Origin of the sequence: Methylophilus sp. UBA6697 (assembly GCF_002454655.1) — a bacterium.
Lineage (GTDB): Bacteria > Pseudomonadota > Gammaproteobacteria > Burkholderiales > Methylophilaceae > Methylophilus.
The window spans coordinates 22,219-37,298 of the sequence record NZ_DKJH01000007.1; the positions used below are offsets into that span (position 1 = coordinate 22,219).

Below are 15,080 nucleotides of genomic sequence, written 5' to 3' on the forward strand. Positions count from 1 at the left end.
CCGATTAAAATTTGTTTACTGCGATGTTTTTATGTCGAAAAATAGTGTGTCTGCCATGCGTGTTTTAATTACCGGCGCCTCCAGTGGCCTTGGCGCTGCGATGGCAACCGCCTATGCTGAACAATATGGTGAGCAACTACAGATCGCCTTATGTGGTAGAAATGAAACCGCCTTACAGGCACTGGCTGACAGTTTAAAGCAGCAATATCAAACTACCTGCGCGATTTATTGCGTAGATGTACGTGTCGCCGCGCAAATGCAGTCCATGGCGCAGGACTTTTTACAACGCTTTGGCGCACCGCATATTGTCATCGGCAACGCCGGGGTCAGCCGTGGCACCTTAACCGAGTTTGCCGAAGATATCCCGGCGTTCCAAGCGGTGTTTGAGACGAATGTCATGGGCCTGGTACATACCTTCCAGCCTTTGATTGAAGCCATGAAAACCGCTGCTGGCCAAGGGGAGCCTGCGCAACTGGTTGGCATTGCCAGTGTTGCCGGTATTCGCGGCCTGCCAGGCTCGGGCGCATACAGTGCCAGCAAGGCTGCCGCCATCACTTACCTGGAAAGCCTGCGCGTGGAAATGCAGTTATACGGCATCGCCGTCACCACCATTGCACCTGGTTATATCCGCACGCCAATGACCGATATCAACACCTATCCCATGCCGTTTTTAATGGCAGCCGATGTATTTGCACGCAAAGCGCGGCGGGCGATTGCAGCCAAGCGGCGCTTTACCATTATTCCGTGGCAAATGGGTGTGGTAGCACGCCTGATGCGCTTATTACCCGCGTGCGTGTGGGATCTTATTATGAAAAAAGCCCCGCACAAGGCGAGGCTTTAATCCCTAAACTGAGCTGACTAAGTCAAATCTTTAATCGTTTCGCTAGCGCCATTGGTTTTCACCGAAGCAATACCATTGTCACGCCCAGCTTCCGCAGAATACATCTGGCTGGTGCCAATGACCTGGCTATTGCCTGCCAGCAAATTGAAATAAGGGCGGCCATCTTTGGCCGTCAGTTTCTGATAACGCTCATCCAGCGGACTGTTTTTCTGCACAGACTCAATGCCGTTTTGTGCCGCGGCCTTGGTGGTGTATTGCTCACTTTTAAGAATCTGCTCACCATTGCCCGCCTTCAATGCAAAACTGAATTGACCGTTTGCATCACTTTTTGTTAGTTCAAACCAACCTGCCATCGCTCGCTCCTCTGTTTATCATCAATAAAGAAATTCTTACAACGATTCCAGATTCATCTTGCGATTTCTACTCATTTTTGTAAAGAATCGTCCTTTTTAAAAGGTGTTGAAAAATGCGGCTGTGGATGATTTACAACATCCCTTAACATTCATCATAAAAAAGCCCATTCAACTGAATGGGCTTTCGTTTTAACGCGTGATTGGTTTGTAACGGATGCGCTTAGGTTTGGCGCCTTCTTCACCCAGCCGTTTTTTCTTGTCGGCTTCGTATTCCTGGTAGTTACCGTTAAAGAAGGTCCATTGCGAATCACCTTCCGCTGCCAGGATATGCGTCGCAATCCGGTCGAGGAACCAGCGATCATGCGAGGTGACCAGTACGCAACCGGCAAACTCCAGCAAAGCATCTTCCAGTGCACGCAGGGTTTCCACGTCCAGATCGTTTGACGGTTCATCCAGCAGCAAAACGTTTGCGCCAGAAATCAGGGTTTTGGCCAAGTGCAAACGGCCGCGTTCACCACCAGAAAGCTGGCCAACCACCTTTTGCTGATCACCGCCTTTGAAGTTAAAACGGCCAATATAGGCACGGCTTGGCATTTCAAACTTGCCAACATTCAACATATCCAGGCCACCAGAAATCACGTCAAACACCGTTTTGCTGTCATCTAAGCCTTCACGCGACTGGTCAACGGCTGCCAGCTTGACGGTTGGCCCAGTGATAATTTCACCGCTATCCGGCTGCTCCTGGCCTTGCAACATACGGAACAGGGTAGATTTACCGGCACCGTTAGGGCCGATAACGCCGACAATCGCACCGGGCGGAATGCTAAATGACAGATTATCAATCAGCAGGCGGTCCCCAAAGCCTTTAGAGACATTATTAAACTCAATGACTTGATTGCCTAAGCGCTCGCCTGGCGGAATAAAAATTTCCTGTGTTTCATTGCGGCGCTGGTACTCAACACTGGACATTTCTTCGTAACGGGCCAGACGCGCCTTGCTCTTGCTTTGGCGTGCTTTTGCACCCTGGCGCACCCATTCCAGCTCTTGCTTCATGGCTTTGCGGTGGGCATCTTCCTGTTTCTGCTCTTGTGCCAAGCGGTCTTCTTTTTGCTCCAGCCAGTTTGAGTAATTACCTTTCCATGGAATACCTTCGCCACGGTCCAGCTCCAGGATCCACTCAGCGGCATTATCAAGGAAGTAGCGATCATGGGTAACGGCAACCACGGTGCCCGGGAAACGCACCAGGAACTGCTCCAGCCATTCCACAGATTCCGCATCCAGGTGGTTGGTCGGCTCATCCAGCAACAGCATATCCGGCTTGGAGAGCAGCAATTTACACAAGGCCACACGGCGCTTTTCACCACCGGACAATGGTCCGATCACGGCATCCCATGGTGGCAGGCGCAGCGCATCGGCGGCGATTTCCAGTTGTTGCTCGACATCGCTGCCGCTGGCCGCGAGGATATTTTCATACTTGGCCTGGTCTTCGGCCAGTTTGTCAAAATCGGCATCCGGTTCGGCATAAGCCGCATAAATCTCTTCCAGCTTTTGCTTGGCTTCCATGATGGCACCCAAACCCGCTTCGACTTCCTGACGCACAGTTTTATCCGGATCCAGCTGAGGCTCTTGCGGCAAATAGCCGATGGACAAATTAGGCTGCCATTGTACTTCGCCTTCGTACTCTTTATCGGCACCCGCCATGATGCGCAGCACAGTGGATTTACCCGAGCCATTTAAACCCAGCAGGCCGATTTTGGCACCCGGGAAAAATGACAGGGAGATATTTTTAATGATTTGCCGTTTGGGCGGCACGATTTTGCTCACGCGGAGCATGGACATCACATATTGCGCCATGAGAAATTCCGGGACGGTGATTGAAAGTGCGTATTTTAATACGCGCGGTCAAAATTAGCTTGTAGATAACAGTATTCGACATGAAAAAAGGGCCTTTCAGCCCTTTTTTATTTTGCCATCACTTAAGCGGCGGCACGTTGTTCAATAAACGTGGTGTTGGCTTGTGCTTGTGTGCCGATCTCGATTTTACGTGGCTTCAAGGCCTCTGGGATTTCACGCAGCAGGGCAATGGTTAACAGGCCGTTTTCAAGGTTGGCACCGGTCACTTTGACATGGTCAGCCAACTGGAACTTGTGTTCAAAATCACGCGTGGCGATGCCACGGTGCAAAAAGGTGGTTTCCTGCTCCCTTTTCGCTTTGCGGCCAGTCACACGCAAAGCCTGATGTTCGGTTTCGATTTCCAATTCGTCCTGCTGGAACCCGGCGACGGCCATCACAATTTTGTAGGCGTTTTCGTCGACCAGTTCGATGTTATAAGGCGGATAGCTGATTTCGTTTTCACTACGCTGGTTTTCGTTGAGCATTTTCGCCAAACGGTCAAAACCAATCGCGGTTCTGTAGAAAGGGCTTAAGTCATAAGTACGCATGGGTTGATCCTTTTAAAAATAAAGCGATTAACATGATTCACAGACCTCAAACTGCAAGCATCTGTATGTTCAATATGGGAATTCGCTTTATTTTTTCAAGGGTCGGCTGACTAAATACCCAAGGCCTCCGTCCAGGCCAAGGCATCCATATGACACTGGTTCACTTTGTCCGGATTCAATTGCAGCAAGGATGCCAGTTGCAGGATTTCTTCATTATTGGCGTCTTCGCAAGCTTCAGTCAGCTTGAGAAACGGCCCAAAAATACCTTCACGTTTGGTCAAGGCATCCACAATCGGTTCTGGCAGTTGCAGTTTCTCCAGTACATTATCCATCGGCACTTTCAGCATCACATCCAGTAATGAAAATACACCGACCACAAATAAATTGTCACGGTCACGCTTATCAAAAAAGGGCTCACCTAACAGTTCAGTCAAGCGCCCGCGCGTGATCGAAGTTTTCATCAGGGCAGGGGAGCTGGTGTTATTGCCTGCCGTCACCATCAATAACGTTAACCAGCGATAAAGTTGGTTACGGCCTAAAATCGTCAAGGCATGATTAATGGACTGCACCTCGCAGGACAAACCAAAACCAACCGAGTTAATGTAACGCAGCAGTTTGTAGCTCAGGGTGGTGTCTCGCTTAAACCCATTTTCAATGGTTTTGTTGTCTGCCTCCTGGCTCACCAGGTTCAATAAATGCAGTACGCCATCAAAGCTGGGGTTAATGACCTTGCTATTGAGGTTTTCCGGTTTAGCGTAAAAATAGCCTTGAAACTGCTGGTAGCCTGCGTCCAGCAAGCTGCTGAATTGTGCATTTTGCTCAACTTTTTCTGCAATTAAGCTGCAACCGGAAGCCTGATATTTTTTCAGCCACAGCGTGGCCTGGGCAATATCGACGTCACGCATATCCAGCTTGATGTAATCCGCATATGGAATCAGTGCTTCCAGCTGCGGGTGATGTTGCGGGTTATCCAGCGCAATTTTGAATTTATTTGCTTTTAACTCTCCGCAGCGCGCGATGATTTCAGGCGTGACTTGTACCGTGTGCACAACCTCAAGCACTGTTTTTTCTGCCGGCATCAACTCCAGAAATACACTGTTAAGCATGACATGATCAACGTTGATAAAAGCCAGTTGCTGCCCCAACAGCCAGCTTTCGTGCATCTCATCAATCGTGGTTGAGAGGATTTTGGCGCAGGTTTGAATATCCTCTTCAAAAGGCGCATTGCTGCCATTGCTATCGTTCCTGAAAAAGAACTCATAGCCGATAATCTGTTGTTGACTGTTAACAATCGGCTGGCGGCCGATAATACTGTGTTGCGACGTGGTCATGACTGCCTTCCTGATGAGCATCTAAGATCAGTATAAGGGAAACTGGTCGTTTTCTTATTCGAAAAAAGCCCCGATTATCGGGGCTTTTTAGGTCTTTATCGCTTATTCTACGGTCACACTCTTAGCCAGGTTACGCGGTTTATCCACATCCGTGCCTTTAAGCAAAGCAGCATGATAAGCCAGCAGTTGCACCGGAATAGCATGCAAAATAGGCGAGAGTACACCCACATGGCGGGGTGTTCGTATCACGTGTACGCCTTCAGACTCTTTAAAGTGACTGTCGGCATCAGCAAACACAAATAACTCGCCACCACGTGCTTTGACTTCCTGCATATTGGATTTTACTTTTTCCAGCAGAGCGTCGTTAGGGGCGATGACCACCACCGGCATATTGCTATCAACCAATGCCAATGGACCATGTTTCAACTCACCGGCCGGATAGGCTTCGGCGTGTATATAGGAAATCTCTTTGAGTTTGAGTGCGCCTTCCATCGCGATCGGGAAGTGCACGCCACGTCCCAGGAACAAGGCATGGTCTTTGTCGCCGAAACGATGGGCCCATTCACGGATTTGCGGTTCCAGATTCAACGCAATCTGTACGCCGCCTGTTAGCTGACGCAAGTCAGATAAATATTGCTGCTCTTGTGCCTGACTGAGTAAGCCACGTGCTTTGCTTAATGTTACTGCCAACACAAATAGCGCGATCAGCTGTGTGGTGAATGCTTTGGTGCTCGCCACACCAATTTCAGCACCGGCACGGGTGTAGAAAATCAATGATGAAGCGCGTGGAATTGCACTTTCCTGCACGTTACAAATCGCCAGGCTGTGCGCGTGGCCCAGTTTCTGCGCGTGCTTAAGCGCTTCCATAGTGTCCAGCGTTTCGCCAGACTGCGAAATGGTGACTATCAACTGTTTAGGATTAGGCACGGATTCACGGTAGCGGTATTCACTGGCAACTTCCACGGAGGTCGGAATTTTTGCGATGCTTTCCAACCAGTATTTTGCGGTGAGGCCGGCGTAATAACTGGTGCCTGCCGCCAGGATTAATACACTGTCAATTTGAGAAAATACGGCAGCCGCTGATTGGCCGAACAGCTCACTCCTGAACGCGCCATCGTCAATCAGGGCTTCAATGGTGTCACTAATCGCACGTGGTTGCTCATGGATTTCTTTTTGCATAAAGTGGCTATAAGGGCCCAACTCTAGTGAGGCCAGTGACACATCACTCATATGCACTTTGCGTTCAGCGACTTCGCCGCGTTTGTCGACAATCACCACGGCATCGGTTTGCAAGGTCGCCACATCACCGTCTTCCAGGTAGATCACTTTGCGCGTGGCAGACAAAACAGCTGAGACATCAGAAGCGACAAAATTTTCGCCATCACCGAGGCCAATCAACAATGGACAGCCGAGACGGGCAACGACCATTTGTTGGGGGTGCTCCAAAGCAATCACGCTGATTGCATAAGCGCCTGTCAGCTCTGCAATCGCCTGTTTGACCGCCGTGAACAAGTCATGGCTTTGCTGATAATAATAATGCACCAGATGGGCAATGACTTCGGTATCGGTTTGTGAATAAAACTGATAGCCCAAGCCCTTTAAGCGGTCACGTTGTTCGTCGTGGTTTTCGATAATGCCGTTATGTACCACGGCAATTTGCGCCTGGTCTTGCCCAGGGGAGACGTGCGGGTGTGCATTTTGCTCGGTGACGCCACCATGTGTGGCCCAGCGCGTATGGCCGATGCCAACATGGCTATGCATGCCTTGTGCTTTTAATTGCAACTCGGCGACACGGCCAACCGCGCGTGCGCGCTCTATGGTTTGATTAAGCACGGCAATCCCGGCCGAATCATAGCCGCGATATTCGAGCCTGCTTAAGCCCTCGATCAGGAGTGGAACGATATTTCTATTGGAGACCGCACCGACAATGCCGCACATATGCTTATTTTTTCACCTTTTGTGGACGTTTCCATCCCTGAATTGACCGTTGTTCCCGTGCGCGGCACAGCGTTAAGCTATCTGCCGGCACATCTTTGGTAATGGTTGAGCCTGCTGCAATCGTTGCCCCACGACCCACAGTCACTGGCGCAACTAATTGGGTATCGGAGCCGACAAACACATTATCCTCAATAATGGTTTTATGTTTGTTCGCCCCGTCATAATTACAAGTGATCACGCCGGCACCGATATTCACATTGGCACCAATGCTGGCATCACCGACATAAGTCAAATGGTTGACTTTGCTGCCGACGCCCACGGTGGCATTTTTGATTTCAACAAAATTGCCAACATGCGTCTCTGCGGCTAACTGCGTACCAGGGCGTAAACGCGCAAACGGGCCGACTTTGCTGCCCGGGCCAACCTTGGCATCATCAATATGCGTAAATGCCGCCAGGCGTGAGCCTTTGGCGATCACGGCATCCTTAATCACGCAATGCGGGCCAATCTGTACATCATCCTCAAGCGTGACCTGACCCTCAAAGACGCAACTCACATCAATCAACACATCGCGACCGCATTGTAATGCGCCACGGATATCAATACGCTGCGCATCCAGCAAGGTCACGCCTTGTGTCATCAGAACATTTGCCTGACGCAGCTGGTACTCACGCTCGATTTGCTGCAAATCGAGTTTGGAGTTAATGCCGGTGACCGACCAGGCATCGGCGACCACATGCGGCAACACCGCACGGCCTTCCTTGACGGAGAGCGCGATGATATCGGTTAGATAATATTCCTGTTGCGCATTCTGGTTGCTGATATTAGCCAACCAATGTTTCAACTGTGCATTCGGCATCGCCATAATGCCGGTATTCACTTCCTGTATCGCGCGTTGCGCTACGCTGGCATCTTTATGCTCGACAATGGCGACGACTTCGTTGTTGTCATTACGCACAATACGGCCATAACCGCTGGGGTCTGCCTTGATAAACGTCTGCACCACCAGATGCTGATCGGCTTGCGTCAACATGTCACGGCAAGCCGCCACATCGACCAATGGCACATCCCCTAACAGAATGAGTGTTTTACCATGAGCAGGCAAGGTGGGCAGGGCTTGTTGTACCGCATGGCCAGTGCCCAGCTGCTCTGCCTGCAATACCCATTGCAAGTCATCGCCTGGCGTCTGTTTTTGTACTTGTTCGCCGCCAAAGCCATACACCACCGTGATGGTTTGTGGATTTAGCTGACGTGCCGCGTCAATCACATGATGCAGAATAGGCTTACCGCCCACCGCATGCAGCACCTTAGGCAGGTCTGATCGCATGCGTGTGCCTTTACCCGCAGCGAGAATTACGATATTCAAATCAGTCATGCTGTTATTTTATCTCAGAAACAAAAAAGGCGGCTCGAAAGCCGCCTGTTTTATTGCCAGACTCCACAGGAATCTAGTGCACAGATTTACGCAATTTCTGGATTGCCTGGATTTGTGCGATCGCTTCTGCCAATTCAGCCTGGGCAGCTGCGTAATCGATCTCTGAAGAACGGTTACGCAATGCTTCTTCTGCGGCTTCTTTCGCTGCGATGGCTTTTGCTTCATCCAGATCCTGGCCACGAATCGCGGTGTCTGCCAGCACTGTTACCAGTCCTGGTTGTACTTCCAGCATGCCGCCGGAAATATAAATCACAGTTTCTTCTTGCTCGGCAGTTTGCTTGATACGCAATGCGCCTGGCTTGATGGTGGTAATCATCGGTGCGTGATGCGGATAAATACCCACTTCACCTGCGCCAGCTGGTGCAACCACAAACTCGGCTTCACCAGAGAAGATGGACTCTTCGGCACTCACAACATCGATATGCACTGTATTTGCCATAATGTTCTCTTTTCTATATCACTGAAGATTTGTGATGCAGGCAGATATTTAAACCTGCCCGCACAAACAACGATTAGTTCAGTGTTTTAGCCTTTTCAACCGCTTCTTCGATACCACCAACCATGTAGAACGCTTGCTCTGGCAAGTGATCGTATTCACCAGCCACAATCGCTTTAAAGCCTTTGATGGTTTCTTTCAGTGGCACGTATTTGCCTGGCGCGCCAGTAAATACTTCAGCCACGTGGAAAGGTTGTGACAGGAAACGTTGGATTTTACGTGCACGGCCTACTGCCAATTTGTCTTCTGGAGACAATTCGTCCATACCCAGAATCGCAATAATGTCACGCAGCTCTTTGTAGCGTTGCAGTGTTTGTTGTACAGAGCGCGCAACTGAGTAGTGCTCTTCGCCAACCACCAGTGGATCCAGCTGACGTGAAGTAGAGTCCAGTGGATCAACCGCTGGGTAGATACCCAGGGAAGCGATGTCACGTGACAACACAACTGTCGAGTCCAAGTGTTGGAAAGTCGTTGCTGGTGATGGGTCAGTCAAGTCATCCGCAGGCACGTAAACCGCTTGGATAGAAGTAATAGAACCCACTTTAGTAGAAGTAATACGCTCTTGCAGACGGCCCATTTCGTCAGCCAGGGTAGGTTGGTAACCTACAGCTGAAGGCATACGACCCAGCAACGCAGATACTTCAGTACCGGCCAATGTGTAACGGTAGATGTTGTCCACGAAGAACAACACGTCACGGCCTTCGTCACGGAATTTTTCAGCCATGGTCAAACCAGACAACGCTACGCGCAGACGGTTGCCTGGAGGCTCGTTCATCTGACCGAACACCATCGCTACTTTGGACTCTTTCATGTTGTCCAGCTTGATTACGCCTGCATCTGCCATTTCGTGGTAGAAGTCGTTACCTTCACGGGTACGCTCACCTACACCAGCAAATACGGACAAACCGGAGTGCTGTTTAGCGATGTTGTTAATCAGTTCCAGCATGTTAACGGTCTTGCCTACACCCGCACCGCCGAACAGACCCACTTTACCGCCTTTAGCAAACGGGCAAACCAGGTCAATCACCTTGATGCCTGTTTCCAACAGGTCAACAGACGGTGACAGCTCTTCAAAAGCCGGGGCTTTCTGGTGGATAGAACGGAACTCGGTAGAGTCGATTGGACCCACTTCATCGATTGGGCGACCCAATACGTCCATGATACGGCCCAAAGTACCTTCACCCACTGGTACAGAGATCGCTGCACCCGTGTTTTTGAATGCGGTACCACGTGCCAAACCGTCAGAAGAGCCCATGGCAATGGTACGGACCACGCCGTCGCCCAATTGCTGTTGCACTTCCAGTGTCAAACCGGCTTCTGCATTGCTGTCTTTTGCATCAATAATCAATGCATCGAATACTTTAGGCATTTGATCGCGTGGAAACTCCACGTCAACCACAGCGCCAATACACTGCACTACTTTACCTGTTACTGCTTGATTTGCCTTTGCCATTTTCTTTTCCTAACTGTATGAGTCAGATCTAATTGAATTCTTTCACGATGCTTTTAACGCACGCGCCTTAGGAGGAGACTGCTGCCGCACCGCCGACGATTTCTGAAATCTCTTTGGTAATCGCTGCCTGACGGGCTTTGTTGTATACCAACTTCAGCTCACCAATTACGCTCTTCGCGTTATCAGAAGCAGATTTCATCGCCACCATACGGGCAGATTGCTCGGACGCCATGTTTTCGGCCACTGCGTTGTAAATCAGTGATTCGATATAACGCGTCATCAACTCATCTACCACTGGTTTTGCTTCAGGCTCATAGATGTAATCCCAATGGCCATTCGGGCTGCCCAGTTGCTCACCGGTCAATGGCAACAATTGTTGCATGGTCGGCTCTTGCTTCATGGTGTTGATGAATTTGGTATAGCAGATGTAAAGCTGATCAATTTCACCGGCAATGTACGCATCCAGCATGACCTTGATGGTGCCGATCAGCTTTTCCAGATGCGGAGTATCGCCCAAACCGGTGATATGGGATTTCACCTGCGCGCCGATACGGTTCATAAAGCCGTAGCCTTTGTTACCGATCGCACTGACGCTGATGCCTTTGCCTTCAGCTTCCCAGGCTTTCATCTGGCTCAGCGACAAACGCAATACGTTGGTATTCAAACCACCGCATAGACCTTTGTCTGAACTGACCACAATCAGGCCGACATTTTTCACCACGTCGCGTTTAATCAAAAACGGATGACGATACTCGGATTGTGCAAAGGAGAGGTGAGCCGCCACGTTACGGATTTTATCCGCGTAGGGGCGGGAAGCACGCATTCTGTCCTGCGCTTTACGCATTTTAGAAGCAGCTACCATCTCCATCGCCTTGGTGATCTTGCGTGTATTTTCTACACTCTTGATCTTGGTTCTAATCTCTTTACTACCTGCCATATTAGGTTCCTAAGTCGAAGTGTCAGAGATTAATAAGCGTTGGTTGCTTTGAAATCTTGAATCGCAGCTTCCAATGCTTTCTCGTTATCACCGCTCAGATCTTTGCTGGACTCGATAGCATCAATGATGTTCTTGTACTTGGAGTTCAGGAAACCATGCAATGCATTTTCAAATGCCAATACCTTATTGGTTGGCACGTCATCAAAGAAACCTTTGTTCGCTGCAAACAAGCTTACGCCCATGTTTGCCACGTTCAATGGCGCGTATTGTGCCTGTTTCATCAACTCGGTAAACATACGACCGCGGTCCAGTTGTTTACGGGTAGCTTCGTCCAGATCAGAAGCAAACTGCGCAAACGCAGCCAGTTCACGATATTGCGCCAAAGCCAGACGTACACCACCGCCCAGTTTTTTGATGATTTTAGTTTGTGCAGCACCACCCACGCGAGACACAGAAATACCGGCGTTGATCGCAGGACGAACACCCGCGTTAAACAAGTCAGTTTCCAGGAAAATCTGACCATCGGTAATCGAAATCACGTTGGTTGGTACGAATGCAGACACGTCACCGGCTTGAGTTTCAATCACTGGCAATGCAGTCAATGAACCTGTTTTACCTTTAACTTCACCGTTGGTGAATTTCTCAACATACTCTTCGTTCACACGAGCAGCACGCTCCAACAAACGTGAGTGGATGTAGAACACGTCACCTGGGTAAGCTTCGCGGCCTGGTGGGCGGCGCAGCAACAGGGAAATCTGACGGTAAGCAACCGCTTGTTTGGACAAGTCATCGTAAACGATCAATGCATCTTGGCCACGGTCACGGAAGTATTCACCCATGGTACAACCGGCATAAGGTGCCAGGAATTGCAGGGCAGCAGAGTCAGAAGCAGAAGCCGCAACGATAATGGTGTAAGCCATCGCGCCGTGCTCTTCCAGTTTACGTACCACGTTGGCAATGGTTGAAGCCTTTTGGCCAACCGCAACGTAGATACAAGTCATGTTCTGACCTTTTTGGTTGATGATCGCATCAACGGCAACAGCTGTTTTACCAGTCTGACGGTCACCAATGATCAATTCACGTTGGCCACGGCCAACTGGTACCATGGAGTCGATAGACTTCAGACCAGTTTGCACTGGTTGTGACACGGATTTACGTGCAATCACGCCTGGCGCAATTTTTTCAATTTTGTCAGTCAGTTTGGCGTTAACCGGACCTTTGCCATCAATAGGCTGACCCAGCGCGTTCACTACGCGACCAATCAGTTCCGGACCCACTGGCACTTCCAGAATACGGCCGGTACATTTACAGGTATCGCCTTCTGTAATGTGCTCGTAATCACCCAATACCACGGCACCTACGGAGTCACGCTCCAGGTTCAATGCCAAACCGAAAGTGTTGCCTGGAAACTCAATCATCTCGCCGGACATCACGTTAGACAGGCCATGGATACGCACAATGCCGTCTGTTACGGAAATCACGGTACCCTGAGTACGGGCTTCCGCAGAAGTAGAGAAGTTTTCCAAACGGCTCTTAATGAGCTCGCTAATCTCTGATGTAGATAACTGCATTTAATTCTCCTATGCCTTATGCTGTGAGCGTATAGGCTAAATTTTGTAACTGACCTTGGACAGACGCGTCGATAACGGTGTCGCCAACAATAATTTTGATGCCGCCGATGATTTCCGGATCTACGGAAACGCTTGCTTCAATTTTCTTGCCGAACTTGGCTTCCAGACGTTTTACCAAATCTTTAGTTTGCGTTGCCGTGATTTTGGCAGCGGCAATGATTTGTGCGTCCAAGGTGCCTTCATCTTGCGCTTTCAAAGCCTCAAAAGCTTCAGCAATGGCAGGCAATAAGGATAAACGGCCATATTCAACCAAGGTCTTGATCAAATTCTGACCATGCTCGTTAAGATTGTCGCCACAAACCTTGAGAAATGCGGCTTCAACATCAGCGGCATTCAGTTTAGGGTCATCAATCAGGGTTTTCATTTGGTCATTTGCTGCGACTGCCGCGGCCAATGCCAACATTTCAGACCATTTTGCCAATGCTTTTTTTTCTTTGCCCAGTTTGTAGGCAGCGACAGCATAAGGCCTTGCAATGGTTGAGAGTTCAGCCATGTTTTATCCCTTTTACCTTAAAGTTCCGCAGCGAGTTTAGCCAACATTTCGCTGTGTGCTTTAGCGTCAATCTCTTTACGCAGGATTTTTTCAGCACCGGCTACGGCCAATGTGGAAACCTGTGCGCGCAAACCTTCTTTGGCACGGTTCACTTCCTGATCGATTTCAGCTTTGGCACCGGCAATAATGCGATCACCTTCAGCTTTGGCATTACCCTTGGCTTCATCAATGATTTGAGCGGCGCGTTTTTCGGCTTGCCCAATGATCTCAGTTGCCTTTTGTTTGGCCTCGTTCAGTGTGGTTTCAGATTTTTTGGCAGCCACTTCCAGGGCACTTTTGCCTTCCTGGGCAGCAGCCAAACCATCTGCGATCTCCTTTTGGCGCGCTTCGATCGCTGTTAACAGCGGCGGCCAAACGAATTTCACCGTGAACCAGATCAACACTGCAAATGCGATAGCTTGCGCGATGAGTGTGAAATTAATATTCATTTTGGATCCATCATACTGATTGGTTGAAAGGTTTAAGTAGCACTTAAACCCTACCGGGCGGTATTTACCGAGTAATAATTACTTAGCAACAACGCTCAACAATGGGTTTGCAAATGCAAACATCATTGCCAGACCAACACCAATAATGAAAGAAGCGTCGATCAGACCCAACAGCAGGAATACTTTACCTTGCAGGGCTGGGATCATTTCTGGTTGGCGAGCAGCGCCTTCCAGGAAACTTGCACACATGATACCAATACCGATACAAGCGCCAGCGGCACCCAAACCAATGATCAAACCGATACCAACGCCTGTGTAGGCTTGAATCAATGCTAATGCTTCCATTTAATACCCTCTCTTATAAAGAATTAAAAACAACTACAAAGTTAAAAACTAGTGTGACTCATGCGCCATGGCCAGGTAGACCACAGTCAGCATCATGAAAATAAACGCTTGCAATGCCACAATCAGGATGTGGAAGATAGACCAGCCAGCTCCCAGAATGGCACCAAACACGGTTCCGCTCAGGCCTGTGGCAGCCCACATACCCAACAGCAAGAAGATGATTTCACCGGCGTACATGTTACCGAACAGACGCAATGAGTGAGAAAGTGGTTTTGAAACGTATTCAATCAGGTTGAACAGAAAGTTGGCAGGCCATACCAGCGGATTGCTGCCGAATGGTGCACAGAATAGTTCGTGGATCCAGCCACCCAGGCCTTTAGCCTTGATGGAGAAGAAAATCATCAGGAACCAGACAGCCAATGCTAAAGCAAAGGTAGTATTGATATCGGAAGTAGGGACGATACGCCATTTTGCGTGTTCGCCACCGAAGAATGACACGATACCAGCCACCCAGTCGACCGGCAGGAAATCCATGGAGTTCATTGCCAGCACCCAGATAAAGACGGTCAGGGCTGTTGGGGCAATAAATGAATGGCGGTCGCCGTGGAAAATGTTTTTGACTTGATCATCGACAAAACCAAACACCAACTCAACAAAGGCCTGACGCTTGCTCGGCACGCCAGCGGTTGCACCACGTGCCACCCACCAGATCAAACCCATGACCAGCAAACCCAGAACAACAGAGGTCAACAAGGTGTCGTAGTGCAACACCCAGAAGCCTTCAGAGGCAGTATTGCCGTTAACGCCCTGAGCATTAAAGCTCAAATGGTGCGCGATATATTCAGAAGGGGTGAGTTCTACGTTTTGTGCGTGTTCAGTTGTCATATCTTCAAACTAT

The 15,080-nt window shown here is 49.6% G+C and carries 15 protein-coding genes; 1 reads left to right on the forward strand and 14 read right to left on the reverse strand.

Annotated features, from left to right (window positions below):
• The first annotated feature begins 31 nt into the window (after window positions 1–31).
• A complete protein-coding gene (locus tag B3355_RS03610; protein ID WP_292780223.1) occupies window positions 32–841 on the forward strand; it encodes an SDR family oxidoreductase in 810 nt (269 codons plus the stop codon).
• 17 nt (window positions 842–858) lie between these two features.
• Here the strand turns inward: B3355_RS03610 and B3355_RS03615 are convergent, their stop codons facing one another.
• The 14 genes from B3355_RS03615 to atpB form a co-directional block, all read right to left on the reverse strand.
• Window positions 859–1,194 (reverse strand): YegP family protein, encoded by a 336-nt coding sequence (locus B3355_RS03615; protein WP_019880753.1) that lies wholly within the window; start codon window positions 1,192–1,194, stop codon window positions 859–861.
• Window positions 1,195–1,383: 189 nt separating this feature from the next.
• The gene (gene ettA / locus B3355_RS03620) at window positions 1,384–3,048 is read right to left on the reverse strand and encodes an energy-dependent translational throttle protein EttA (RefSeq protein ID WP_047515615.1); all 1,665 of its coding nucleotides are present in this window, start codon (window positions 3,046–3,048) and stop codon (window positions 1,384–1,386) included.
• A gap of 122 nt (window positions 3,049–3,170) precedes the next feature.
• Window positions 3,171–3,635 carry an Hsp20 family protein gene (locus tag B3355_RS03625; protein ID WP_019880755.1) on the reverse strand — a complete coding sequence of 155 codons (465 nt, stop codon included), beginning with the start codon at window positions 3,633–3,635 and terminating at the stop codon, window positions 3,171–3,173.
• 110 nt (window positions 3,636–3,745) lie between these two features.
• On the reverse strand, window positions 3,746–4,966 hold the full coding sequence (locus B3355_RS03630; protein WP_047515611.1) for an EAL and HDOD domain-containing protein: 1,221 nt from the start codon (window positions 4,964–4,966) through the stop codon (window positions 3,746–3,748).
• Window positions 4,967–5,068: 102 nt separating this feature from the next.
• On the reverse strand, window positions 5,069–6,904 hold the full coding sequence (gene glmS / locus B3355_RS03635; protein WP_292780228.1) for a glutamine--fructose-6-phosphate transaminase (isomerizing): 1,836 nt from the start codon (window positions 6,902–6,904) through the stop codon (window positions 5,069–5,071).
• Window positions 6,905–6,908: 4 nt separating this feature from the next.
• Complete coding sequence (gene glmU / locus B3355_RS03640) at window positions 6,909–8,279, reverse strand: bifunctional UDP-N-acetylglucosamine diphosphorylase/glucosamine-1-phosphate N-acetyltransferase GlmU (protein WP_292780230.1); 1,371 nt, start codon at window positions 8,277–8,279, stop codon at window positions 6,909–6,911.
• Window positions 8,280–8,352: 73 nt separating this feature from the next.
• Window positions 8,353–8,778, reverse strand: a complete 426-nt coding sequence (locus B3355_RS03645; RefSeq protein WP_019880759.1) for a F0F1 ATP synthase subunit epsilon — start codon at window positions 8,776–8,778, stop codon at window positions 8,353–8,355.
• 73 nt (window positions 8,779–8,851) lie between these two features.
• Window positions 8,852–10,288, reverse strand: coding sequence for a F0F1 ATP synthase subunit beta (atpD, locus tag B3355_RS03650; RefSeq protein WP_019880760.1), 1,437 nt, complete (start codon window positions 10,286–10,288; stop codon window positions 8,852–8,854).
• A gap of 67 nt (window positions 10,289–10,355) precedes the next feature.
• Complete coding sequence (atpG, locus tag B3355_RS03655; RefSeq protein WP_019880762.1) at window positions 10,356–11,225, reverse strand: F0F1 ATP synthase subunit gamma; 870 nt, start codon at window positions 11,223–11,225, stop codon at window positions 10,356–10,358.
• A gap of 29 nt (window positions 11,226–11,254) precedes the next feature.
• A complete protein-coding gene (gene atpA / locus B3355_RS03660) occupies window positions 11,255–12,796 on the reverse strand; it encodes a F0F1 ATP synthase subunit alpha (RefSeq protein WP_024930194.1) in 1,542 nt (513 codons plus the stop codon).
• A 16-nt stretch (window positions 12,797–12,812) separates the two neighbouring features.
• A complete protein-coding gene (locus B3355_RS03665; RefSeq protein WP_292780234.1) occupies window positions 12,813–13,349 on the reverse strand; it encodes a F0F1 ATP synthase subunit delta in 537 nt (178 codons plus the stop codon).
• A 17-nt stretch (window positions 13,350–13,366) separates the two neighbouring features.
• Entirely contained in the window at window positions 13,367–13,837 is a 471-nt protein-coding gene (locus tag B3355_RS03670) for a F0F1 ATP synthase subunit B (RefSeq protein ID WP_019880765.1), read from the reverse strand.
• A gap of 78 nt (window positions 13,838–13,915) precedes the next feature.
• Complete coding sequence (gene atpE, locus B3355_RS03675) at window positions 13,916–14,182, reverse strand: F0F1 ATP synthase subunit C (protein WP_018987204.1); 267 nt, start codon at window positions 14,180–14,182, stop codon at window positions 13,916–13,918.
• A 48-nt stretch (window positions 14,183–14,230) separates the two neighbouring features.
• A complete protein-coding gene (atpB, locus tag B3355_RS03680; RefSeq protein WP_019880766.1) occupies window positions 14,231–15,067 on the reverse strand; it encodes a F0F1 ATP synthase subunit A in 837 nt (278 codons plus the stop codon).
• Window positions 15,068–15,080 lie beyond the last annotated feature (13 nt).